22 protein-coding genes are annotated in these 22,008 nt (G+C 72.5%); 7 read left to right on the top strand and 15 right to left on the bottom strand.

Going from position 1 to position 22,008, the window contains the following annotated elements:
- Positions 1 to 4: 4 nt before the first annotated feature.
- Entirely contained in the window at positions 5 to 2,293 is a 2,289-nt protein-coding gene (locus ACFYYW_RS30325; RefSeq protein WP_387653521.1) for a polysaccharide lyase 8 family protein, read from the bottom strand.
- 191 nt (positions 2,294 to 2,484) lie between these two features.
- Here ACFYYW_RS30325 and ACFYYW_RS30320 point away from each other — a divergent pair, with 191 nt between their 5' ends.
- Entirely contained in the window at positions 2,485 to 2,715 is a 231-nt protein-coding gene (locus ACFYYW_RS30320; RefSeq protein ID WP_352327772.1) for a DUF6289 family protein, read from the top strand.
- Between the two features lie 57 nt (positions 2,716 to 2,772).
- Here ACFYYW_RS30320 and ACFYYW_RS30315 read toward each other — a convergent pair whose 3' ends face one another.
- Both ACFYYW_RS30315 and ACFYYW_RS30310 read right to left on the bottom strand, forming a co-directional pair.
- Positions 2,773 to 3,777 (bottom strand): NAD(P)-dependent alcohol dehydrogenase, encoded by a 1,005-nt coding sequence (locus tag ACFYYW_RS30315; protein ID WP_387653519.1) that lies wholly within the window; start codon positions 3,775 to 3,777, stop codon positions 2,773 to 2,775.
- Positions 3,778 to 3,785: 8 nt separating this feature from the next.
- Positions 3,786 to 4,169, bottom strand: a complete 384-nt coding sequence (locus tag ACFYYW_RS30310; RefSeq protein WP_352327770.1) for a nuclear transport factor 2 family protein — start codon at positions 4,167 to 4,169, stop codon at positions 3,786 to 3,788.
- Positions 4,170 to 4,262: 93 nt separating this feature from the next.
- Between ACFYYW_RS30310 and ACFYYW_RS30305 the strand changes: the two genes are divergently transcribed.
- Positions 4,263 to 4,826: a TetR/AcrR family transcriptional regulator gene (locus ACFYYW_RS30305; protein WP_387653516.1), complete on the top strand. Its 564-nt coding sequence runs from the start codon at positions 4,263 to 4,265 to the stop codon at positions 4,824 to 4,826.
- A gap of 89 nt (positions 4,827 to 4,915) precedes the next feature.
- On the opposite strand, the gene ACFYYW_RS30300 is transcribed toward ACFYYW_RS30305, so the two are convergent.
- The 6 genes from ACFYYW_RS30300 to ACFYYW_RS30275 all read right to left on the bottom strand — a co-directional run bounded on the left by ACFYYW_RS30300 (position 4,916) and on the right by ACFYYW_RS30275 (position 10,023).
- Positions 4,916 to 5,785 carry a MaoC family dehydratase N-terminal domain-containing protein gene (locus ACFYYW_RS30300; RefSeq protein ID WP_387653513.1) on the bottom strand — a complete coding sequence of 290 codons (870 nt, stop codon included), beginning with the start codon at positions 5,783 to 5,785 and terminating at the stop codon, positions 4,916 to 4,918.
- A 97-nt stretch (positions 5,786 to 5,882) separates the two neighbouring features.
- Positions 5,883 to 6,089, bottom strand: coding sequence for a hypothetical protein (locus ACFYYW_RS30295; protein WP_387653510.1), 207 nt, complete (start codon positions 6,087 to 6,089; stop codon positions 5,883 to 5,885).
- 81 nt (positions 6,090 to 6,170) lie between these two features.
- Positions 6,171 to 8,171 (bottom strand): sensor histidine kinase, encoded by a 2,001-nt coding sequence (locus ACFYYW_RS30290; RefSeq protein ID WP_387653507.1) that lies wholly within the window; start codon positions 8,169 to 8,171, stop codon positions 6,171 to 6,173.
- A gap of 96 nt (positions 8,172 to 8,267) precedes the next feature.
- Positions 8,268 to 8,633, bottom strand: coding sequence for an antibiotic biosynthesis monooxygenase family protein (locus tag ACFYYW_RS30285; protein ID WP_387653505.1), 366 nt, complete (start codon positions 8,631 to 8,633; stop codon positions 8,268 to 8,270).
- 78 nt (positions 8,634 to 8,711) lie between these two features.
- Positions 8,712 to 9,599, bottom strand: a complete 888-nt coding sequence (locus ACFYYW_RS30280) for a TIGR03620 family F420-dependent LLM class oxidoreductase (protein WP_387653502.1) — start codon at positions 9,597 to 9,599, stop codon at positions 8,712 to 8,714.
- A 109-nt stretch (positions 9,600 to 9,708) separates the two neighbouring features.
- Positions 9,709 to 10,023, bottom strand: a complete 315-nt coding sequence (locus ACFYYW_RS30275; protein WP_387653499.1) for an ArsR/SmtB family transcription factor — start codon at positions 10,021 to 10,023, stop codon at positions 9,709 to 9,711.
- Between the two features lie 216 nt (positions 10,024 to 10,239).
- Here ACFYYW_RS30275 and ACFYYW_RS30270 point away from each other — a divergent pair, with 216 nt between their 5' ends.
- On the top strand, positions 10,240 to 11,463 hold the full coding sequence (locus ACFYYW_RS30270) for a cytochrome P450 (RefSeq protein ID WP_387653496.1): 1,224 nt from the start codon (positions 10,240 to 10,242) through the stop codon (positions 11,461 to 11,463).
- Positions 11,464 to 11,534: 71 nt separating this feature from the next.
- A complete protein-coding gene (locus tag ACFYYW_RS30265; RefSeq protein ID WP_352326617.1) occupies positions 11,535 to 12,200 on the top strand; it encodes a helix-turn-helix domain-containing protein in 666 nt (221 codons plus the stop codon).
- Here ACFYYW_RS30265 and ACFYYW_RS30260 read toward each other — a convergent pair.
- A complete protein-coding gene (locus ACFYYW_RS30260) occupies positions 12,120 to 12,704 on the bottom strand; it encodes a phospholipase (RefSeq protein ID WP_387653493.1) in 585 nt (194 codons plus the stop codon). The genes ACFYYW_RS30265 and ACFYYW_RS30260 overlap by 81 nt on opposite strands.
- A gap of 159 nt (positions 12,705 to 12,863) precedes the next feature.
- Positions 12,864 to 13,400: a hypothetical protein gene (locus tag ACFYYW_RS30255; protein ID WP_387653490.1), complete on the bottom strand. Its 537-nt coding sequence runs from the start codon at positions 13,398 to 13,400 to the stop codon at positions 12,864 to 12,866.
- Positions 13,401 to 14,037: 637 nt separating this feature from the next.
- Here ACFYYW_RS30255 and ACFYYW_RS30250 point away from each other — a divergent pair.
- Positions 14,038 to 14,532: a hypothetical protein gene (locus ACFYYW_RS30250; protein ID WP_387653488.1), complete on the top strand. Its 495-nt coding sequence runs from the start codon at positions 14,038 to 14,040 to the stop codon at positions 14,530 to 14,532.
- Positions 14,533 to 14,557: 25 nt separating this feature from the next.
- On the opposite strand, the gene ACFYYW_RS30245 is transcribed toward ACFYYW_RS30250, so the two are convergent.
- From ACFYYW_RS30245 to ACFYYW_RS30230, 4 genes are all read right to left on the bottom strand, one after another.
- A complete protein-coding gene (locus ACFYYW_RS30245; protein WP_387653485.1) occupies positions 14,558 to 14,992 on the bottom strand; it encodes a hypothetical protein in 435 nt (144 codons plus the stop codon).
- Positions 14,993 to 15,046: 54 nt separating this feature from the next.
- On the bottom strand, positions 15,047 to 16,312 hold the full coding sequence (locus tag ACFYYW_RS30240; RefSeq protein WP_387653482.1) for an alpha/beta hydrolase: 1,266 nt from the start codon (positions 16,310 to 16,312) through the stop codon (positions 15,047 to 15,049).
- Between the two features lie 142 nt (positions 16,313 to 16,454).
- Positions 16,455 to 18,023: a sulfatase gene (locus ACFYYW_RS30235; RefSeq protein WP_387653479.1), complete on the bottom strand. Its 1,569-nt coding sequence runs from the start codon at positions 18,021 to 18,023 to the stop codon at positions 16,455 to 16,457.
- A 467-nt stretch (positions 18,024 to 18,490) separates the two neighbouring features.
- On the bottom strand, positions 18,491 to 19,168 hold the full coding sequence (locus ACFYYW_RS30230) for a TetR/AcrR family transcriptional regulator (protein ID WP_387653477.1): 678 nt from the start codon (positions 19,166 to 19,168) through the stop codon (positions 18,491 to 18,493).
- Positions 19,169 to 19,257: 89 nt separating this feature from the next.
- Between ACFYYW_RS30230 and ACFYYW_RS30225 the strand changes: the two genes are divergently transcribed.
- Both ACFYYW_RS30225 and ACFYYW_RS30220 read left to right on the top strand, forming a co-directional pair.
- The gene (locus ACFYYW_RS30225) at positions 19,258 to 19,668 is read left to right on the top strand and encodes an organic hydroperoxide resistance protein (RefSeq protein ID WP_387653474.1); all 411 of its coding nucleotides are present in this window, start codon (positions 19,258 to 19,260) and stop codon (positions 19,666 to 19,668) included.
- Between the two features lie 71 nt (positions 19,669 to 19,739).
- Positions 19,740 to 21,977, top strand: coding sequence for an immune inhibitor A domain-containing protein (locus ACFYYW_RS30220; protein ID WP_387653471.1), 2,238 nt, complete (start codon positions 19,740 to 19,742; stop codon positions 21,975 to 21,977).
- The last annotated feature ends 31 nt before the right edge of the window (positions 21,978 to 22,008 follow it).

The raw sequence follows: 22,008 nt of genomic DNA, 5'->3' as shown, positions 1-22,008 counted from the left end.
CGGCTCAGACGCGCAGGACCGCCTGACGGGTGTGCCCGCGGCTGCCGCCGACCTCGACCTTGACCGCCCGCTTGGACCGGCGCACCCCCCGGTCGCCCTCCTTGACCGACCTGACCGGCCACGGCAGCTTGATCCGCACCTCGTCGGCGGTCCTGGAGGGGTCGGAGACGGCCAGCCGGACCCGGTGACGGTCGTGGCGGAGCAGCACGACGCACGGCCCGTCGGAGGCGAGCGGCCCGTGCGGGGTGTCGACGGCCCCCGCGCGCCAGAACACCGCGGCGATCAGGTCGTCCCGGCTGACGGCCTGGACCGTGCGGGAGTTGGCCAGGATCTCGACCCGCCCGCGGTAGGCCGCGGTCTGCTCAGGGGTGGCGCCGGGCAGCACGGCGTAGGCGTAGCGGGCCCGGCGCGGATCGACGCCGTGGTCGACCAGGATCGTCGTGTAGTGCCTGGTGACGGGGGTCGTGTCGCCGCCGGTGGTGGCGCCGGTGTCGATGTCACGCCAGCGGCCGGTGCGCCGCTCGCGGATCACCTTCGCCTCGGCGCCGTCGAGCAGCGCGTATCCGGCCACGCCGGACAGGTGGATCCAGCCGTCGCCGCGGGTCAGCGGGGGATGGGCGCCGTGGGTGTTGCGGTTCTCCACGACGGTCTCGACGCGGCGGCCGTCGGAGGCGGTGATGCCGGTCCCTAAGGCGATCACCCCGTCGTCGAGCAGGAACCACGCCTTCCTGGCTCGCAGCGAGGAGCCGTCGGCGATCAGCCTCATCGCCGCCACGCCGTACTCGCCGTCGAGCGCCGCGCCGCCCGCCCACGGGGTGGGCGGCAGGCGGCGCGCGCCGTGCGGGAGGTCGGCGCGCCCGCGGATGTCGACCGTGGTGCCCGGCAGCCGGTACGGGTCGATCGTCGGCCACAGGTCGCCGTTCCAGTGGGTCAGGTCGTCGGTGTAGAGGTACGTCATGCCGTCGCCGGTGTACCAGCCGTGCAGGTTCTCCTGGTTCATGCCCTCGGCCGCGCCGATGCGCTCGGAGCTCATCGCGATGGCGTACGCCCAGGTGGGACGCCGGTGCACGACCCGGTCCATGTCGGCGAAGACGTACGTGCCGGTCGTGCGGGGGCCGACCGGCACGGACGCGTCCGCCAGCAGGGCCTGCGCCCGCGCGACGCTCGCCAGCGGGGCGACCGCGGCGTACGGGACGGCCTGGTTGCGGGTGAGCCAGCCCTTCACCATCGGCCGCCAGCGCCGGGCGTGGCGCTCGGGCGCCGTCTCCAGCAGCGTCAGGATGGCCTCGACCGCCTTCTGCCCCGAATGGTGGTCGCGGTGGCCCTGCACCGAGATCTGCCGGCCGCGCACGCAGTCCATCATCAGCCCGTCGAAGATGAACGGCGTGAACGAGCGGTCGACGAAGTCGTAGACGTTCCCGATGTCGCGGATCTCCCAGGGTGACCTGGCCAGCATGGCGATCAGCTTGGCCACGCTCTCCAGGTAGTCCACGCCGTAGCTGCCGTTGTAGGGGAACACGCCGTGCTGGATGAAGGAGCCGTCGCGGTAGAAGCCGTCGCCCGGCCCGCCGGTGGGGCGCAGCAGGTCGGAGACGGCCTTCCTGGCCCGCTTGAGCAGGCGGGCGTCGTGGGTGAGCAGCCCGCGCATCGCCACCGCCATGGCCTTGCCGGCCCGGTTGGCGCCGGTCTCGACCACGCCGGGGTGGCTGACGCGGCGCTCGGGGTCGGGGCACCAGTGGCGCAGCGGGCGCAGCCAGCGGCGCAGGTCGTCCTTGGGCAGGCCGTCGTAGAGCAGGGCGCAGGTGTCGGTCAGCGCGCGCGGGACGCCGATCTCCCACCAGTACCAGTTGCTGCCGCGGCGGTCGAGGCCCTCGCGGTAGGCGTGCTCGTACAGGAAGTCCAGGGCCCTGGCCGCGGTCTCGGCGACCCGCTGGTCGCGGTGCATGTCGGTGCCCGGCGTGGCCCAGCCGAGCGCCAGCGTGCGCATGCGGTTGTAGGCGCGGTTGAAGTTGCCCGTACGGGGGTCGTCGAGCGGTAGGTCGGGCCACAGGCTCGGCCGGCCGGGAGCGGGGTCCATCTTGCGCAGCACCGCGTTGGCCGAACCCTCGACGGCCCGCGTCTTGTCCAGGTACGCCGGGTCGTACGTGGCGCCGGCCAGCAGGCTCACCCATCGCTCCCGGGCCGCGTCGAACGCGGCGGCGCCGACCGCCTCGGCCGGCCTCTCCCACAGAGCGATTCCGGCCACGGCCGCGGCCCCCAGCAGGGCGGACCGGCGGCTGAGGGGGTGGGTCATGGAAGCCTTTCGACAATCAGCCATCTACCAGATGAAAAGATCCTATGTCGGCGGCAGGGGGGATCATTTCGCCTTCGCGATGGGGTACCCGGCATCGACCACATTGAACTGCGATGAACCGTATTGAACTGTTCGCTCCGGCGATCGATCATCAGGGGCAGTAGCGCTTCCTCGCGTCAGAGAGGATCTCCATGATTCGTCGCGCATCGCTCGCCGTCCTGCTCGCCGTCGGCACGCTCACCGTCGCCGGCTCGCCCGCCCACGCCCGCGCCTGCCAGATCGACTACCACTGCGAGACGTACTACTACAGCGACTCCACCCGGACCACGGTGGTGGGCGTCAAGTACGAGAACTGCGTGGGCGACGTGACGTGGGTGGGCACCCGCGGCTCGTACCCGGAGTTCCACGAGACCCCCTGCTAGGGGGTCCGCTCGGCGGGGTGTTGCGCAGGCACGCCCCGCCCGCCGCGTCCGGCCGGCTCACACGGTGATCACGACCTTGCCGAACGGCCCGCCCGACATGTAGTGGCGGTAGGCGTCGGGAGCCTGCTCGAAAGGGAAGACGCGGTCGATGACCGGGCGCAGCCGGTGGGCCTCGATGAGCCGGTTCATGGCCAGGAACTGCGCGCGGCTGCCGACGGCGATGCCCCGCAGAGTGGCTCCCGACCGGAAGACCGCCCGCGCGTCGAGCGGCGGCGGGTCGGCCAGGACGAACCCGACGCTGGCGACCTGGCCTCCGATCGCGGTGGCCGACAGCGACTGCCCGAGGTCGCCGACGACGTCGATGACGTGTTCCGCGCCCTCGCCCCCGGTCAGCTCGCGCACCCGGGCCGCCCAGTCGGGGGTGGCCCGGTAGTCGACGACCTCGTCGGCGCCCAGCGCGTACAGGCGTTCGGCCTTGGCCGGGCTGCTGGTCGTGGCGATCACCCGGGCGCCCAGCGCCTTGGCGAACTGCAGCGCGAACAGCGACACCCCGCCGGTGCCCTGGGTGACGACGGTCCGGCCGGGCAGCGGGCCGGTGCCCTCGCCGGTCAGGGCGTTCCAGGCGGTGACCGCGGCGCAGGGCAGCGTCGCGGCCTCCTCGTAGGACAGGTGGGCCGGGATCGGCACGAGGGCGTGCTCGTCGAGCAGCGCGTACTCGGTGAGCATGCCGTCCAGCGAGCCGCCGAGCTGCGGCAGGTGCCGCAGCGCGAACGGGCCGTCCTGCCAGCTCGGGAACAGGGTGGCGGTGACCCGGTCGCCGACGCCGACCGACTCGACGCCGGGGCCGGTGGCGACGACGTCGCCGGCGCCGTCGGAGACCGGCACCACGTCCGGTTTCACCGGGAGCACGTAGTCGCCGCGCAGGATCATCAGCTCGCGGAAGCTGAGGGAGGTGGCCCGTACCGCCACCACCACCTGCCCGGGGCCGGGCGTGGGGACGGGGTGTTCCTTGATCGACAGGCCCTCGACGCCGGCTCCGCTGTCGACGTGGTAGCTGCGCATGACGTCCATCAGGCGGTCGCCAGGGGGACTTCGCCGGCGGTCTTGCTGAAGCCGAGCGCCTCGACGATCCGCCCGTCGCGGACGCGCATGAGGTTCACGCCGCTGACCCAGTCGGAGGGGCCGGTGCCGTAGCGGTAGTGCCAGTGGATGGTGGCGCGGTCACCGGCGACGATGACCTCCTGCGGCTCGAACGCGCTGGTCAGGTCGTCCACGAGCGCGCCCCACCAGTCCAGGCACGCCTGGCGGCCGGTGACGCGTTCGCCGGTGGGGGCCGGCTGCACGGACTCCATCACGCAGTCCTCGGCGACCAGGTCGTCGAGCAGGCCGCGGTCACGCTCGACGAAGGCCCGGTTGAAGCGCTCCATGACGTCCGCGGTGGATGGGAAGGACACGGTTCCTCCAGAAGGAAGCGGGAGTAGATCGATCGGTCTATCTATGTATATCGACCGGTTGATCTACTCGTCAACCCGTGGCAACCTGGATCCATGACAGTTCGTACGGGACCGGGCCCCCGGGAGCGCCTGCTGACGGCCGCCGACCAGCTGATCTACAGCCAGGGCGTCAACGTCGGCGTCGACGCCCTGCTCAAGGCCGCCAACGTGGCCCGGCGCTCGCTGTACGAGCACTTCGGCGGCAAGGACGGCCTGATCGTCGAGGTGCTCAGGTCGGCCGCCGGCGCCGACGCCGCCGACTACCGCCGCACCATGGACGCCGCCGGCCACGACCCGCGCGAGCGTCTGCTGGCCGTCTTCGACCGGATCGGCGAGATCGTCGCCATGCCCGGTTTCCACGGCTGCCGCTACCTGGCCGCCGACCTCGGGCTGACCGACCCCGGCCACCCCGCCCACGAGATCACCCGTGACTACCGCCGGCAGGTGCACGGGCTGCTGGCGCGCGAGCTGACCGCGCTCGGCCACCCGCAGCCCGACCGCGCCGCCGACCAGCTGCTCATCCTCATCGACGGCACCCTCGCCGTCGGCGCGACCCGCCCCGGCACGAACCCGGCCGCCGCCGCCCGCGAGCTCGCCGAACACGTCATCACCCCCTGACGGGCCCGCGCGGGCCGGTGCCCGAGGGCGGGGGCGGCGCTTACCGGCCCGTCACGGTCAGGGTGGTGCCCGAGGGCCCGGGGCGGCGCTTATCGGGCCGTCACCGTCAGGGTGGTGTGCGGGCCGGTCGCGGGGCCTTCGGGGCCGGCCAGGTCGAGCGCGAAGCCGTCGGCCGTGCTGCGGCCGAGCAGCCGCGCCGGTTGCCCGCAGAACAGCGGCCGGAGGTTGCGGTGCGCGATGCGGGTCACCCGCTCGGGACGCCCCTCCAGCCGCAGCGTCTCGGCCAGGGCGAGCGTCATCAGCGGCCCGTGCACCACCAGGCCGGGATAACCCTCCACGCGGGTGGCGTACGGCCAGTCGTAGTGGATGCGGTGGGCGTTGGCGGTGGCCGCCGAGAACCGCATGAGCAGGGTCGGATCGGTGTCGAAGTGCCACTCCCAGGCGCCCGCCCTGCGGAACGGGGAACCGGCGGCCCGCGCCGCCACGGCCTCCTCGGCCGCCGCCGCCGGGCCGGTGGGCGCCCCGGCCTCCCGGTAGATCAGGTCCTGCCGCTCCTCCAGCCGAGGATCGCCGTCCTGGCCGGTCAGGCGGGTGCGTACGACCACCACGACCAGCCGGCCCGTCCGCCCCGACTTCTCGGTGACCGACTCCACCGTGCTCTGCCTGCGTACGGTCTCGCCGACCCGCAGCGGCCCGTGGAACACGACCTCGCCCCCGGCGAACATGCGCCGCGGCAGGCCGACGGGCGGCAGGAACGAGCCGCGTACGGGATGCCCGTCGCCCCCCAGCACGGACGAGACGGGCCAGCGCGCCAGCGCCGCCCAGTGCCACAGCGGCGGCAGCTCCGCGCCCGGCCCCGGGGCCGGCACGCCGTCGTCGAACAGGGCCGCGAGCGCGGCGACCGACGACGGATCGACCAGCTCGTCACTGACGACAGTGGACGGCTCCCACCCCTGCACGCTGCTCCCCGCCCTCCGCCGTGACCGCCGCGAACCACGGTACGCCCAGGCCGGGCCCGCGCGGCAGTGCGCGGTCGCCCCGGGGGGAGGGCGAGCGTCAGCGGGCGGTGATGATGCCGCCGGGCAGCAGGGCGCCGAGGGTGGACGTGTCGTTGACCGCGTTGAGCACCTCCAGCACCGGCTGGAGCAGCGCGCCGACGGGCCCGCCGGCGGCCAGCGAGTCGGCGGTGGCCGGGGTGGTGAGTGCGACGGCCAGCAGCGCGCCACCGGCCACGGCGCAGGTGATACGGCCCATGAGCTTCATGGACACCTCCATGGGAGTTACCGAAAGTGATCGTCCAGCACTCTACGTGACAGGAGGGTGTCCGTCCGGTAAGGCGCACGGTCAGGGCTGGACAGGGAGCATGACCTCCACCGTGGTGCCCGTCCCCGGCGCGCCGCTGACCAGGCAGATGCCGCCCAGCTCGGCCGTGCGCTCGCGCATCGAGGTCAGGCCGACGCCGGACCGGTGCTCGGGCGGCAGGCCCCGGCCGTCGTCGGCGACCAGCAGGCGCAGCGCGCCGGGCTCGCGGCGCAGCTCGACCCGGACGCGGGTGGCCCGCGCGTGCCGCCGCACGTTCGTCAGCGCCTCCTGCGCGATCCGGTAGACGGCCACCTCGACGGCGGCGGGCAGGCCGGTCAGGTCGCCCTCGGCGATCACCTCCGCGGCCGGCCCGTCCGGCGCGGCCAGCGCTCGCACGGCGGCGGCCAGGCCCAGGTCGTCCAGGGCGGGCGGGCGCAGGCCGTAGACGAGCTGCCGCAGGTCGCCCGTGACGGCGTCCATGCCGGTACGCAGCTCGCGCAGCAGCCCGTCGGCCGCCTCCGGCGAGCTCTTCAGGCTCAGACGGGCCATGTTGACGGTCATCGCCAGCCCGCTGAGCGTCTGGCCGAGGCCGTCGTGCAGGTCCCGGCGCAGCCGGCGGCGCTCCTCCTCGCGGGCGGCCAGCATGCGTTCGCGCGAACGTTGCAGGTCGGCGGCCAGGCGGACCGCGTGGGCCACGTCGGCCGCGTACGGGACCAGCGTGTCCAGCACCCGCTCGTCGTGCGCGGCGGGGAAGCGGCGCGCGGCGGGCGGGCCGACCAGCAGCCGGCCCACCCACTCGCCGTGCCAGATCAGCGGCACCTCGCGCGGGGAGTCGCCGACCTGCCCGCGCGAGGTGCTCGCCACGCTGACCGGGTGGCCCGGCTCGCCGCTGGTCACCTCGACGGCGACGCCGCGTACCGCCAGGCCCTCGCGCAGCACGCCGACCACCGCCGCCAGCGCCTGCGCGGGATCGCCCCGGCGCACCTCCTGCGCCAGCCGCTCGGCCAGGACGCGCGGATCGCCCACCGGCCCGTAGAGCAGGCGGTCGACCGCGCGTTGCAGCGCCCGCCGCAACGGCTGGAAGAACGCGCCCGTGAGCAGCGCGGACGCGAGCCCGGCGACCTGGTGGTACCCCGACACCAGCAGGCTCGACAGCGTGGCCACCCCGAAGTAGACCCCGCCGACCACGGCCAGCAGCCCGGCGGCGACGAACGTCCGGCTGACGACGGTGTCGATGCCGTAGAGCCGGTAGCGGGTCACCGAGATCACCATCGACACGGGGATGACCGCCGCCCACCCGATCGACAACCAGTACAGCTCCGGCACGACGACGCCGGCGAGCATGAAGACGATGTACCCGCCGAAGGAGAACAGCGGCCAGCCGATCTGCCGCCGCACGACCGGGTCGGCCCGGCGGAAGCGCAGCACCATCGACCACGCCGCCAGCGGCAGCGTCGAGAGGATCCCGGTCCAGGCCACCACCGTGACCACCGGCCAGATCGGCGCCAGCTCCGGAACCTGTAACGGGTTGGGGATGACCGCGGGCAGCGGATAACCCTCGGCCGCCGGGTCGGGACGCAGGAACATGTGGGCCAGCTCCACCGCGGTCGACACCGCGCCGAGCAGCACCACCAGGCGCCAGCGCCGCGACGGCAGCCTGCCGTCGGGGGAGTACAGCGGCAGCAACATCTCCAGCAGCAGCCCGGACACCGCCCAGCCGGCCTGCGCGGGGAACCTCAGCATCCCCGCCAGCGCGAGATCCCCGTCCGCCGCGGCGGCCAGCATCGCCGACTGGCAGAAGGTGTTGACCGCGCCGCCGAGGCCGCCCGCGCACATCAGCCACGCCAGCCTGAGCCGCGGCCGGTGCACGATGAGGAACGCGCTGAAGGCCGGGAAGGTGACCCCCGCCGCGGCCAGCGGGCTGAAGATCTCCGGCAGCCGCCACTCCGGCGGCAGCGCCGCGTACAGCAGGACCGCCGCGAGCACCAGCACCGGCGAGACCACGGCCAGGACGACGGCGACCACCCGGGCTGCCCACGCCATCCGTCCCCGCCTTCCGGCTGCCGTTCCCGCCCGACACTAGCGTGCCCGCGGAACGGTCCGCCATGATCCGGCCCGCCGGCCGGACCGGCCGGCGGGTCAGCGCAACGACCGCAGCAGGGCGCTCCGGTCGAGGGCCTCGACGGGCCACGTACGGGAGCGCAGGGTGCCCCGGTCGCGGTAGGCGCGCATGATCGCGACGTGTTCGGGCAGCTGGACGAACCCCCGAAGATCGTCCTCGCTCCGCCACACCGACAGCGAGCCGACCCGGCGGCCGGCGAGGTCCGCCCAGAGCCACATGCCCACCGCCCCCGGCAGGCCGGGCCAGTGGCGGCTCAATGACCGGCCGTGCCGGGCGATGCCGGGCAGGTCCCGGAGCCGCCGCAGGCGGAAGTCCGTCAGGGCGGCGACCAGCGGGCCCGGCCGGTCGCTCTCGGGGCCGGGGATCCAGCGTGAGGTCAGCATGCGGCACACCGGCCGGTCTCGGACGTCATGCCGCCAAACTATATTAACGACCGATCGTTTGTATATCGAAGGCGGCGGTCAGGCGCGGCCGGGGGCGAGGGCGCCGGCCAGCTCGCGCCAGTGGGGCATCGCCGTCCGGCCCGGCTCGATCCCGATCACCTGCACGGCCACGTGGTCGGCGCCCGCGTCCACGTGGGCCCGCAGCTTGCCGACGACGGTGTCCAGGTCGCCCCAGAAGACGAAGTCGTCCACCAGGCGGTCGCTGCCGCCGCCGGTGATCTCGCCCTCCGCGTACCCGAGCCGCCGGAACTTCGCCACGTTGTACGGCGTGCTCAGGTAGGGGCGCAGGTGCTCGCGGGCGGCGGCGCGGGCCTTGGCGGGATCGGTCTCGAACAGCACCGGATGCTCGACGGCCAGGAACGCGTCCGGCCCGAGGAGCTGCCGTGACTCGGCGGTGTGCGCGACGTTGACGTGGTAGGTCTGGGCCCCCGCCGCCCGGTCGCGGGCCAGTTCGAGCATCTTGGGCCCGTACGCGGCCAGCAGGCGGCGCACGCCCGACTTGGGAGCCGGGTTGACGGTCTCCAGCTCGTCCAGCTCGTCGAGGTAGGCCCGCATGGCCGTCAGCGGGGTCGTCCCGGGGCGGGGGGCGCCGCCGAAACCCAGGCCGAGCACGTGCCGGTCGGGGTAGGCGTCGGCCAGCAGCAGGGCGGCGCCGTACGTCCACCTGGCCTCGCGGGCCCAGATCTGGGCGATGCCGTTCACGATGTGCATCCTTCGCGTGCACGACAGCAGGAAGCCGGCGTGGGTGAGCGCCTCGCGGCCGAGCAGCTCGGGCATCCAGAACGCCCGCCACCCCTGCTCCTCCAGCTCCTGGATCGACTCGCGCATGTGCGCGGCCGGCACGTGCTCGAAGTCGAACGTGTAGATCCCGAACGTGCCGAGATCCAGGCCGTCGATGGTGCCCATGAGACATCCCCTCATCGTGTGTCCATCCTCAGAAGCATAGACATATCGCAAAATGTCGATATATGGAAACCGACCTCTGTCGTCCGGGGGGCTCGGTGAGGAGCGGCTTCTACAGGGTGCGGCCGAGGGTGGCGACGAGCTGGGCGATGCGGCGCTCGTCACGCTTGTAGTGCGTCCACTTGCCCACGCGGGTGGCGCGTACCAGCCCCGCGCGCTGCAGCTCGCTCAGGTACGCCGACACCGTCGACTGCGCGAGCCCGACCCTGGCCTGGATGTGCGTCACGCACACCCCGACCTCCACCGGGTCGGCGATCGCCCCCTCCAGGGAGAAGTGGCGTTCCGGCTCCCGCAACCATGACAGCAGTTGCAGCCGGGTCGGGTTCGCCAGCGCCCGCAACGCCTCGGACAGCTCTGAATCGGTCATCAGTGGAGCCTCCGCCATGGATGCGAGCATAGTGAGCCATCGACGTATCGCGGTAACCCGATGCGTGCCAGGTCGCCGCCCGCCGGGTTCCTCGACGGCAGGCAACGCCTCGGTAGATCTTCTGCACCCGAAGTAATCCATCCAGTCAAGACGATTGCCTCAAATAAGTCGATCGCCTTATATTCCGAAGTGTCGGGCTTTCAAGCTGGAGGACGCATGACCGCTGACGCGATCCCCGATTTCCCCTTCGACCGCCCCACGGCGCTGGAACCGCCCCCACAACTCGCCGACCTGCGGGAGAAGTGCCCCGTGGCCCACGTACGCCTGCCCAGCGGCGACGTCGCGGCCCTGGTGACCAGGTACGACGACGCCCGCGCCGTCATGGCCGACCCCCGCTTCAGCCGCAACCTCGCCCGCGAGGGCGCCGCCCGGCTGTCCACCACCGAGGACGGCGGCCTGTTCAACCGCCGCAAGGACGGCGCCGGCGACATCGGCGAGGGCGAGGGCCACATGCGCTGGCGGCGCCTGCTGAGCCGCTGGTTCACGGCCAGGAAGATGGAGGTCTGGCGCCCCCGCGTCCAGGCCATGGCCGAGGACCTCCTCGACTCCATGCTGGCCAAGGGCTCCCCGGGCAACCTGTCGTCCGGCCTGGCCCTGCCCCTGCCGGTACGGGTCATCTGCGCGCTGGTCGGCGCGCCGAGCTCGGACCAGGACAAGTTCGCGCACTGGTCGCGCACGATGCTGACCCTGACCCGCAACACGCAGGAGGAGGTCGACACGGCCTACCGGGAGTTCAACGCGTACGTGTCGGACCTGATCGACCGCAACCGCGCCGACCCCGGCGACGACCTGCTCAGCGAGCTGACCCAGATCACCGACGCCGAGGACGGCAGGCTCAGCCAGGACGAGCTCATCGCCACCGTGCGCGGGCTGCTGCTGGCCGGGCACGAGACCACGTCCAACATGATCGCCATCATGACGGCGATGCTGCTGTCCGACCGGCAGCGCTACGAGGCCGTGATCGACGACCCCGACCTGATCCCGGGCACCGTGGAGGAGGTCCTGCGGCTGGACAGCACGTTGTCGGCCATCGGCGGCGTGCCCCGGTTCATCACCGAGGACGTCGAGCTGAGCGAGATCACCGTGCCCGCCGGCAGCACGCTGATCCCCAACATCCCGGCCGCCAACCGCGACCCGGCCAAGTTCGCCGACCCCGACCGGTTCGACCCGCGCCGGGAGAACAGCAGCCAGCACCTCACCTTCGGCGCCGGCCGCCACTACTGCCTCGGCCAGCCGCTGGCCAGGCTGGAGCTGCAGGTCGTCCTGGGCCTGCTGGCGCGGCGGCTGCCCGGCCTGCGGCTCCGGGACGACCCCGCCGAGCTGCGGCTGCGCACGGGCGGCTTGTCCGGCGGCCTCCAGGACGTGTGGGTCACCTGGTGACCCCCTGACCTCGGCCGGCGGCATGGGATAGCGTTCGGGGACGGTGGTGGAAACGAGATCGAGGACCGGTCATGGACGTCAGTACGGCGGTCGCCGCGCCGTCTCCCCGCTCGATCCGGGCCAAGGACAGGATCATGCAGACCGCGGAGCGGCTCTACGCCGAGCACGGCTTCGCGCACGTGTCGATCAGGATGATCCGCGAGGCCGCGGGCCAGCGGAACAAGTCCGCCGTCCAATACCACTTCAGCACCCGTGACGAGCTGATCCACGCGATCCTGTCCCGTCACGCGGCCGCCGTCGACCGGCACCGCCTGCCGATGGTGGCCGCGCTGGAGACGTCGGGCGAGGTGTCGCTGCGCGACTGGATCACGTGCGCGATCGCGCCGAGCATCGAGCACCACATCGAGCTGGGCACCCCGTCCTGGTACGGGCGGTTCCTCGCCCAGGCCGTCGTGGAGCCGTCCCTGCGCGAGTACACGGCGCGGGTGACGTTGAGCACGCCCTCGTTCCGCCGGCTGGAGCTGCTGCGCCCGCCGTCGATGCGCGACCGGGAGCGCCAGCTGTCCGAGCGGCAGGCGGCGATGATCCGGCTGCTCGTCGTGCACATGAGCGCCGAGCTGGAGGCCGACCTGGCGGCCGGCCACGCCGCCGCCGGTTCAGTCGAAGAATCCTGGCGGGCCCTGGGCGAACATCTTGTCACCGCCGTCTGCGGACTCAGCGGGGCCCTGCTGCCTTAGCGCGTCCCTGTCCGGCACGCGTACGATCTCCCCGCCGGTGCCGCGAGGGGTGCCGTAGTGGCGGACCGCCTGGTAGTACAGCTTGGCCAGCGCGTTGCAGCTCGGCTGACGGAAGAGCGAGTACTGGGTGCACACCTGCTTGAGGTCGAAGTAGAACGCCTTGTCGATGTGCTCCTTGTTCGCCGGGAAGTCGCCGACGGCCTGGTAGTTCCGGTAGCCGAAGTCGTGTCGCCGGCACGGGATCGAGAAGTCGAAGCCGAGCGGCTGGTCGGGGCTGCTCGTACAGCCGTCGCTCGACCAGTCGAAGTCGAAGTCGGCCCACGACCCCTGGTCGGCCCAGGCGTCCCGCCAGGCCTCGGCGCTGGACGCGGTGGGCTGCGTGAACCCCGAGAGCGCGGCGAGCTTCTCCTCCAGCGTCACCGCCTGGGCCGGCGGCGCGACCGCGAGAACGGCGACCAGCGAGAGAGCGAGCGGGACCGGCGCCCCGAGAGCCCGTCTGACCATGGGAACCTGCCTGTTTCGACCGGGACGGGAACATGTCATGGTCAGGTTCGCCCGCCGGCCCGCCGCGGCCCGGGAATTCCGGGAAAACCAGTGGCAAAGGTCGTGTCCGGTTTCTGATGCGAGCCGCGCGGGCGGCCGTTCGGCCTTCAGGTGCGGACGTCAGCCCAGGCCGTCGGCGTGGTTCATCTCCTCCGCCCGGGCCAGCGCCTCGGCCAGGGGCGGGACGTCCCAGACCGTGCGTTCGGCGTCCGTGGTGACGGGGTCGACGCGGTAGAGGGACCAGCGGCCGCCGATGTCGACGTACTGGGTGCCGTACCGCTGGGGCAGGCCCATCTGCAGCAACCACCGGTCGAGGGCCGAGGCGGCCAGCCTGCGGGCGGGCCGGCAACCGGCGCCGGCCGCCCGCCGCGCCAGCTCGAAGGCCAGGTGGTAGTGCTCGGCCAGCCCGCCGTGCTGCATCACCGCGGCCAGGTGGTAGTAGTCGCCCGGCGAGCGCACCTCTCCGGCCGCGAACTTCTCCATGCAGCGTGCCCGCCGGGCCAGGCCGCGCTCGCCGCCGCTGCCGTCCCCGTCGCCGGGCACGCCGTCGCGCCGGTCGTCCTGGTCGCGTTCGAACAAGTCACGCAGCTCCGGGTCGCCGGGCGCCTCGACGTCGGGGTCGGCGATCTTGGCGAGGATTTCCGGAAGGCTGAACATTTGGCTGCGCGGCGCGGCCGACCATCTGCGCGCCGCTCGCGCGCGGCTCTTTCCAGTACGGTTATCCGCCACGTCTGCCAGCGTGCCGGGACAACCCGGGGCGCGCAAGACGGCGCCACGCCGCAATATAGGGAAAATGTAGGGCCGTCGCCCGTTGACGCTTTATTGGGCCGGGGCGATGATGGCCGCGAAAGGGGCGCTTGCGCCTCCGCCGGAAATGGGGGAATGCGTGACCCTGCTTAAGGATGCGAATACTCGACACCCCGGGGCGCCTGCCGGCGTACCCGCCGAGCGCCGGAACATGGCCGTGAACTGCGGATTCTTGGCGGGTGGTGGCAGGGGCTGAGCAGATGAGGCCAGCGCCCGGCGCCACGGCGCTCCTTCGCGCCGGCCGCCCCGAGTTCGCCGCCGATTTCCGGGCGCATGAATTCATGCCCTTCGGCCCGGAGGTCCCGTCCATTGACTCGGGGTGGTGCGGAATTCTAGAACGGTCATCGCCGGGAAGCGTTTCCGATGCGGTCGGCGATAACGCGCGGCGGATGCCGGTCGCGATATTACGCATAAGTCGCACAGGCAAATGGACCGGGGGCGAGGAAGCGCCTGGCATTCCGGGACCGCCGCCCGCCGGCGGCGCGGCATGAGTGATCTCGTCGCCTCCGCCGCGGAGGCCCTGCGCGCGCTCGACGAGGCGCTGCTCTGCCTGCTGAAGGCGCTCCCGCCCGAGGACCCCGGCGCGCGGGCGGAGCTGCGGGCCGAACTTGAACGGGCGGGCGTCACGGACGAGGTCGCCGGCCGCTGCCTGCGCGTCCTGCGGATGGTCCTTTCCGGCGAGCACGCGCGCCCGAGCGACTGGATCGGGGTGACGGCGGTGTTCCAGTGCGGATTCTGCGGCTCGACGCCCGACCCCGCCGATCTCGTCGTCGGCAAGTCGGTCTCGCTCTGCCTGGGCTGCGCGCTGCTGGCGACGGCCGGGGCGATGCGGGGCGAGCGGGAGCCGGTGGAGCGGCCGTGCGCGTTCTGCGGCGCGCGGGCCGTGCCCGCCCACCTGGGCGCCGACGGGGACAGGACGGTCTGCCGCGCCTGCGGCGAGCTGGTGCTCTACATCATCGCCAGCAAGAAGCGCGCCGACTGACGCCCGGGGGACGGCGGGGCGGCCGTCAGCCGCCCTGGGTGTAGATCGTCCGCCATCGTGAGCACCGGCCGACGGGCCGCGCGCCGTTGCCGCGGCACACCTGCGCCCGGATCTGCAGCGCGCCGCCGACGTTCTTGCGGAAGGAGCCGGTGCCCGGCAGGCAGTTGTAGACGCCGTGCGTGCGCCAGCGGCCGTTGCTCGCGCTCTGGTACCTGATCAGCACCCACGAGCAGTCCTTGCCGCGGTCGTCGTCGAGGGTGCCGGTCACGGCCAGCCCCGACTGGCCGGCCACGACCTTGCCCCGGGCGGTCGCCAGGCCGTCGGTGGAGTGCAGGGCGCCCCACCTCCAGCTCGCGGGATCGGCGGCGGTGTCGGCGGCGGCCGCCGTGCTCAGCGCGGTCAGCGTGAGGACGGCGGCGCCCAGGGCGGTCAGGACGCGGGTCGGAAGATGGTTCGTCACCGGTCCAGGACTACCGGCCGGTACTTGTGGCCGACTTGGAAGCGGGCTGAGGCGTCAGAGTGCGGGGCAGCGGGCGGGGGCGGTGCCGTAGGCGTACCGGAGGAAGTCGACCAGGTAGGCCGACCAGGCGTTCCAGTCGTGGCCGCCCCTGCTGTAGCAGTAGCGGTGGCCGACGCCGAGGCCGGTCAGCGTGGCGTCGAACTCGCTCGCGTACGCGCCGAGGATCGGCTCGCTGACGCCTGCGGCGTCGTCGCTCGCCCTGGTGTCGTAGCCGCACGCGGCGGGGGCGGGCTCGGTGCCGTCCGGGACGCGCGGGAGGCTCGCGCAGCCGCCGGCGTACAGGGCCAGCCGGCCGTCATAGGGGGCGTACCTGCCCTGGGTGACCAGGTCGGCGGGGTTGGCGGCGGGCCAGTCGTCGACCGTGCGGCCGTGGAAGACCGTGGTGGTGTGCGGGCCGAACAGCGTGTCCAGGCGGTAGCGGCGCTGCACCTCCTGGTCGAGGACGGGCAGCGGGCTGCCGTTGTCGTACTTGTTGACGCGGAACTCGCCCAGGTCGGTCAGCTCGATCGCGGCGCCCGACTGCCACATGGAGTCGGAGATCGTGCGCTGGGCGGGCCGGGCGCGCAGGTCGATGCCGGGCGAGAACGCGCCGATCACCGAGAAGACGTCGGGGTGCGCGGCCGCGTACCGCAGCGTGCCGTAGCCGCCCATGGACAGGCCCGCCAGGCCGCGTCCTGACCGGTCGGCGACGGTGTTGAAGTTGGCGTCGATCCACGGGATGAGCTGGTCGATGTGGTACGTCTCCCACTTCGGGGCGAAATATCCGTCCGTCCGGCCGGCCCAGTCCGCGTACCAGCCGGTCATCCCGCCGGTCGGCATCACCACGATGCCGTCGAAGGAGCCCGCGGTGCGGACGAGGGAGACCAGGTCGGCCTTGGTGGTCCACGAGTCGTAGTTGTCGCCGCCGCCGTTGAGCAGGTAGAGCGCCCGGTAGGGGGTGGCGCGCGAGGGGTCGTAGTCCTTCGGCAGGTAGACGCGGACGGTGATCGGGCGCGACAGCGGGTCGATGACCGGGGTGCCGCCGGACGCCTGGAAGATCGCCGTCGAGGTCATCGTGACGTCCCGCAGCTCCGAGCCGTCGCTCTGCGGGCGACGTCGTACGTCGACGCAGGTGATGCCATGGCCGTCGGGCCGGGGCAGCACGGCCGCGCACCCGGCCGACTGGGTGGCCGACTGGGTGGTCGCCGCCTGCGCCACCCCTGTGCCTGCGAACGTGCCTGCGAAGATCAGTAATCCGGCAAGGGCGGACGTGAACCGCATCGCTCTCCTTCGGTTCGGGCTCCCGACCGCCCCAACTTACGGGGGGACCGGCGGCCGGCGCGTCAACCGCCGGACCGAAGGAGGTCAACTTCTGCCGTACGTTCCCAGCTCCTGCCGTACGGCTCAGCTTCTGCTGTACCCCTCAGTGGAGGTGCGCGGCCGTCCAGCAGTCGGGCGTGCCCGATCTGCCGCACGTCGTCAGCCCGCGCAGGACCCCGGCCAGGTACGCCGTCCGGGCGTTGCCGGGGTCGTTGGACTCCTGGCGGGGGTCGGTGACGGTGTTGTAGTACTCGGGTTTCGGGTCGTTCGCGTACTCGACGTACAGCTCGCCCGCGGTCCGTACGGCGTTGTAGGTGGGCGGTTGCGCGTTGCCGTGCCTCAGCCGGTCGGCGTCGGGGTCGGGCCTGCCGGGCGTCCGGGGGTCGGGCTTGACGTGCTCGACCAGCGCCGCCTGCCGCCAGTCCGCGACCTGCCGGCCCTGGATGAGGGGGAGCAGGCTGCGGCCGTCCCGGCTGTCGCGGATCGCCGGGGCGATGCCGGCCATGTCGAGGAAGGTCGCGAACAGGTCCACGTTCTGGGCGATGGCGCCGCTCACCAGCCGGTTGCGCTCTCCGGTGACCGGCCGCCTGACCAGCAGCGGGACCCGTACGTCGTGGTCGTAGGCGGTGGACTTGCCGCGGACCAGGCGGTGCTGGCCGAGGTGGAAGCCGTTGTCGCTGGCGAACACGACGTAGGTGTTGCGGCGCTCCGGCTCGGTGAGCGTGGACAACACCCGTCCCACCATGTCGTCGACCGACTGGACCATGCGGATCCGGTCACGGAAGTCCTCGCGCAGCTCCTCGGCGCGCTTCGCCTCGATCGGGGCCCGGCGGACCCAGGAGGGCTTGTCGGCGGTGTCCTCGTCGAAGGAGGGCAGGGCGGTCACGTCGATGCCGGCGCAGTCGGGGCCGCCGCAGTCGCCGTGCGGGAACTCGCCGTCCGGGAAGCGGTCCTTCGGACGGTCGCGCGGCGCGGGCGGGAAACGCGGCTCGGTGTCGCCGGGCCTGACGTCCACCCGGTTGTGCGGGGAGAAGGGCGAGACCTGGAGGAAGAACGGCTTGCCGGGGGCGTGCTCGCGGGAGCGCTCGATGAAGCCGGTCGCCCGCTGGGCCAGCTCGTCGACCAGGTAGTCGCCCCTGGAGGGGGCGATCGGGCGCCGGTCGCCCGACTCCTCCCTGATGTAGCGGGTGAGCTGGTACCTGAACTCGTTGTAGCCGCCGCCCGCGGAGACGTGCCATTCGTCCCAGCCGTCCGGCACCTGGTAGCCGGGGCGGGCCGGGTACTCGTTGATGTACTTGCCCAGGTAGCCCGTGCGGTAGCCGACCTGGTGGAGGGGGACGGCGTAGGTGCGGCCCTCGTGCCGGGCGAACGCCTCGTAGCCGCCGCGGTCGTAGCCCTGGTTGGTCCGTACGCCGGTGTTGTGGGGGAACAGGCCGGTGAACATCGAGGCGCGGGAGGGGCAGCAGAGCGAGTCGGACACGTAGTAGTCGGTGAACGTGGTGCCGCCCTCGGCGAGCCCGCGGACCGTGTCCATGTAGGGCAGCAGGTCGGCGGACAGGTCGTCCACCAGGAAGAAGATGATGTTCGGCCGGGCCGGCGGGGTGTCGGCGGACGCCGGGGGCGTGGGGGAGGCGATGAGCAGAGCGAGGAGGGCGGCCACCGCCGCAGCCACACATCTCCTGATATTTCGGGACAACGACATGACTGCCTCGTAAGCGGTGGTAGGAGAGCAACGGCGCTGCCCACTAATACCAGACAAACTACCCACAAAGCACAAAACCTCCCACACCCACCCCACCCATCACCGCAGCTCAGCAGCCTCGGGCGCGAAGAGCGAAGGGGACGGAGGGGGAAAGGCCCGGAGGGCGCGGAGGGCGCGGAGGGCGCGGAGGGCGCGGAGGGCGCGGAGGGTGCGGAGGGCGCGGAGGGCGCGGAGGGCGCGGAGGGCGCGGAGGGCGCGGAGGGCGCCAAGGGTGCTGAGGGGGGAGGGGTGGATGAGCGCGGGAGGCGCAGAAGGCGGAGGGTGCAGAAGCCGAGGGTCGCCGAAGGCGAAGGGATGTGAGCGCGGGGATGTCAAGGTGGGCTCGCGAAGGGCGGGGGGTGCTTTCCGGTCCTCGGTCCCCGCCTTCGGCCCATGGTTCAGGCGCCCGGTCCTGGCTCTAGGCGTCCGACCTCGGGCTTCGGCTTCCGGCGCTGGCCTCGAATTCGCTGCGCGTCTGTGGTCGCCGTTCCGGGGTGGGGTGGGTCAGGGGGGAGGATGCGGGTCAGGGTTTCCTGGACGGTGGTGCGGACGGTGGCCGGGTCGTCCAGGTCGAAGCCCACCACGAGGCCGTCCCTGACCAGGAGGAGGATGTCGGCGGTGCGTTCGGCGTCGGCGTGGCCGTCGGCGGCCAGGAGGTCGCGGTACAGGTCGCGGTGCCAGCGCCGGTGCTCGGCGATGGCCTGCCGTACGGGATGCGCCGGGTCCGGGTACTCGGCCGCCGTGTTGACGAACGGGCAGCCGCGGTAACCCGGGCCGGACCCGAACTCGCACATGAACGCGAAGACGGCCGTCAGCGTCTCCCGGGGTGAGTCAGCGCGCAGCGTGTCGACCATGGCCCGCTGCATCGAGCCCTGCTCGACGATGTACGCCCGGACCAGCTCGTCCTTGCTCGGGAAGTGGTGGTAGAAGGTCGCCTTCGCGACGCCCGCCGCCGCGATGATCCGGTCGATCCCCACCGAGTGCACGCCCTCGGCGTAGAACAGCCGCGCCGCGGTCTCCAGGACCCGGGCGCGGGCCGGGCTCGGGCGGGGTTCCTTCACCGTCTCTGCGCTCACCCCTTGACGCTACCAGACAGACCTGTCTAGTCTCAGGCTCAACGAACTAGACAGACAGGTCTGTCTGGTAGAGCGAAGGGCAACCGGTCATGAGCATGTACACCGCCATCGCCACCTCGGCGGGCCGCGACGGGCGCGCGGTCTCCTCCGACGGCAGGCTGGACGTCAAGCTGGCCCTGCAGAAGGAGCTGGGCGGCGACGGCGAGGGCACCAACCCCGAGCAGCTCTTCGCCGCCGGCTACGCCGCCTGTTTCGCCTCGGCCATGCGGCTGGTGGCCGGGCGGAAGCGGATCGACGTCTCCGATGCCGCCGTCACGGCGGAGATCGGCCTGTCGCCCAACGGCGCGGGCGGGTTCCAGCTCGACGCCACGCTCCGCGTCGAGCTGCCCGACGACATCGCCCCAGAGGTCGCCCGCGAGCTGGTCGAGGCCACCCATCTGGTCTGTCCGTACTCCAACGCCACCCGCGGCAACATCCCGGTCAACCTGATCGTCGAGTGACGCAATCTGCCTCCCCGGAAGATCGGCCGGAGGTAGAGACGAGAGACTTGAAGTGTGACATGTTACATGCCATGCGAATCACTCTCTCCGCGGCGGCCGCCCTCCTGGCGATCGCCGCGCTCGGCGTCCCTTCCGTCTCCGCCGCGGCGGCGGAGACCGCGGCGCCGCCCGCGAAGAAGATGAGCAGGGAGATCTCCCCGCTCAGCCCGCAGCAACGCGAGCAGGCGGCGCTGCGCAGGCAGGCCGTCGAAGGCGTCTTATCCCCGGACGCGGCGGCGGCCAAGGCGCGGCCTGGCCGCTCGGCCAAGGTCGGCCACCGCTACGTCGAGCTCGCCCAGGAGCGCAAGGACCAGGTCTTCGTCGTCCTGGCCGAGTTCGGCGACAAGGTGGACAACGAGACGAAGATCGACGGCCAGATCAAGTACGGCGGTCAGCCCGGCCCCCGCCACAACACGATCCCCGACCCGCGCGGCACCGACGACAACCACACCCTCTGGCGTCCCGACTTCGACCGCGCCTCCTACACGAAGTCCTACTTCGCCACCGGCGGCAACTCCCTGCGCGACTACTACCGCCTCCAGTCCTCCGGCCGCTACGACCTCGACGGCTACGTCAGCGACTGGGTACGCGTGCCGTACAACGAGGCCCGCTACGGCAGCGACCGGTGCGCCCCCGAGGAGGGCGGCATCTGCTGGAACAACTGGGACCTGGTCCGCGACTCGGCCAACGCCTGGTACGAGGCCGAGAAGGCCAAGGGCAGGACGGTGGAGCAGATCCGCGCAGAACTGGCCAAGTACGACGTCTGGGACCGCTACGACCACGACAACGACGGCGACTTCGACGAGCCCGACGGCTACCTGGACCACTACCAGGTCGTGCACGCCGGCGTGGACGAGACCTGGGGCGGCGGCGCGCAGGGCGCCGACGCCGTCTGGGCCCACCGCTACTTCGCCTACTGGCCCGAGCGCGGCCAGGCCGGCCCCGAGGGCAACCGCAACGGCGGCACCCAGATCGGCGACACCGGCATCTGGGTCGGCGACTACCTGACGGTCGGCGAGAACAGCGGCGTCGGCCTGACCGCCCACGAGTTCGGCCACGACCTGGGCCTGCCCGACCTGTACGCGGGCGGCGGCGACAACTCGGTCAACTTCTGGTCGCTGATGTCGTCCGGCTCCTACCTGAGCTCGCGGACCGGCCCGCTCGGCGAGTACGCCGGCGACCTGGACGCCTGGAGCAAGCTCCAGCTCGGCTGGCTGGCCTACGACCGGGCCCGCGCCGCCACCCCCTCCACGCACACCCTCGGCGTCGGCTCCTACAACACCCGTGATCCGCAGGCGCTCGTGGTGGACCTGCCGGCGCGCGAGATCAGCACCCCCCTGGGCCGGCCGTACCAGGGGGAGTGGCAGTGGTGGAGCGGCAAGGGCGACAACCTCGAGCAGACGCTCACCCGGCAGATCGACCTCTCCCGGGCCACGGAGCCGACGCTCAGGGCGCACGCGGCCTACGCGATCGAGCAGGGCTACGACTTCCTGTACGCCGAGGTCTCCCGCGACGGCGCGGCCTGGACGCCGGTCGGGCAGCCGCTCACCGGCAGCTCGGACTGGCGGGAGATCGCCTACGATCTGAGCCCGTACGCGGGCGGCAGGATCTGGTTCCGCTTCCGCTACTCGACCGACTCCAACACCTCCGAGTCCGGCTTCCGGCTGGACGACGTCCAGGTGCCCGGCGTGTTCGCCGACGACGTCGAGCAGGGCGAGGGCGAGTGGACGGCGGTGGGCTTCGCCCGCAGCGGAGAGGTAGGCGTGCAGCGCTTCTCCCGGGCCTACCTCGCCGAGAACCGGCGGTACACCGGGTACAACGCCTACCTGCGGACCGGGCCGTACAACTTCGGGTGGACCGGCAGCCAGCGGGTCGAGCACTACCCGTACCAGCAGGGCGTGCTCATCTGGCTCTGGGACGCCTGGTACGGCGACAACACCACCCGCGACCACCCCGGCGAGGGCATGATCCTGCCCGTCGACGCCCGGCCCGAGCCGCTGCGCTGGGCCAGTGGGGCGGCGGCCGGGGCGCGGCTCCAGGTGTTCGACGCGCCGTTCGGCAATGCCCGCACGGACCGGCTGCGGCTGCACTCGGCGGGCGTTCCCGCCGTGTTCCCGGCGCGTCCGGGCGTCCCGGTGTTCGACGACCACCGGGGCGTCTACTGGCACCCCGATCTGCCGCAGCTCGGGGTGAAGGTGCCCGACACCGGCACCCGGATCGCCGTCCTGCGTGACGGGGAACGCGCGCTCGTGCGCGTCTCGGCCTCCTGACGGCGGCCGCGGCCCGCGCGCGGGGACGCGG

Origin of the sequence: Nonomuraea sp. NPDC001831 (assembly GCF_042892035.1) — a bacterium.
Classification (GTDB): Bacteria; Actinomycetota; Actinomycetes; order Streptosporangiales; family Streptosporangiaceae; genus Nonomuraea.
This window is presented reverse-complemented; position numbering and strand designations above follow the sequence as displayed.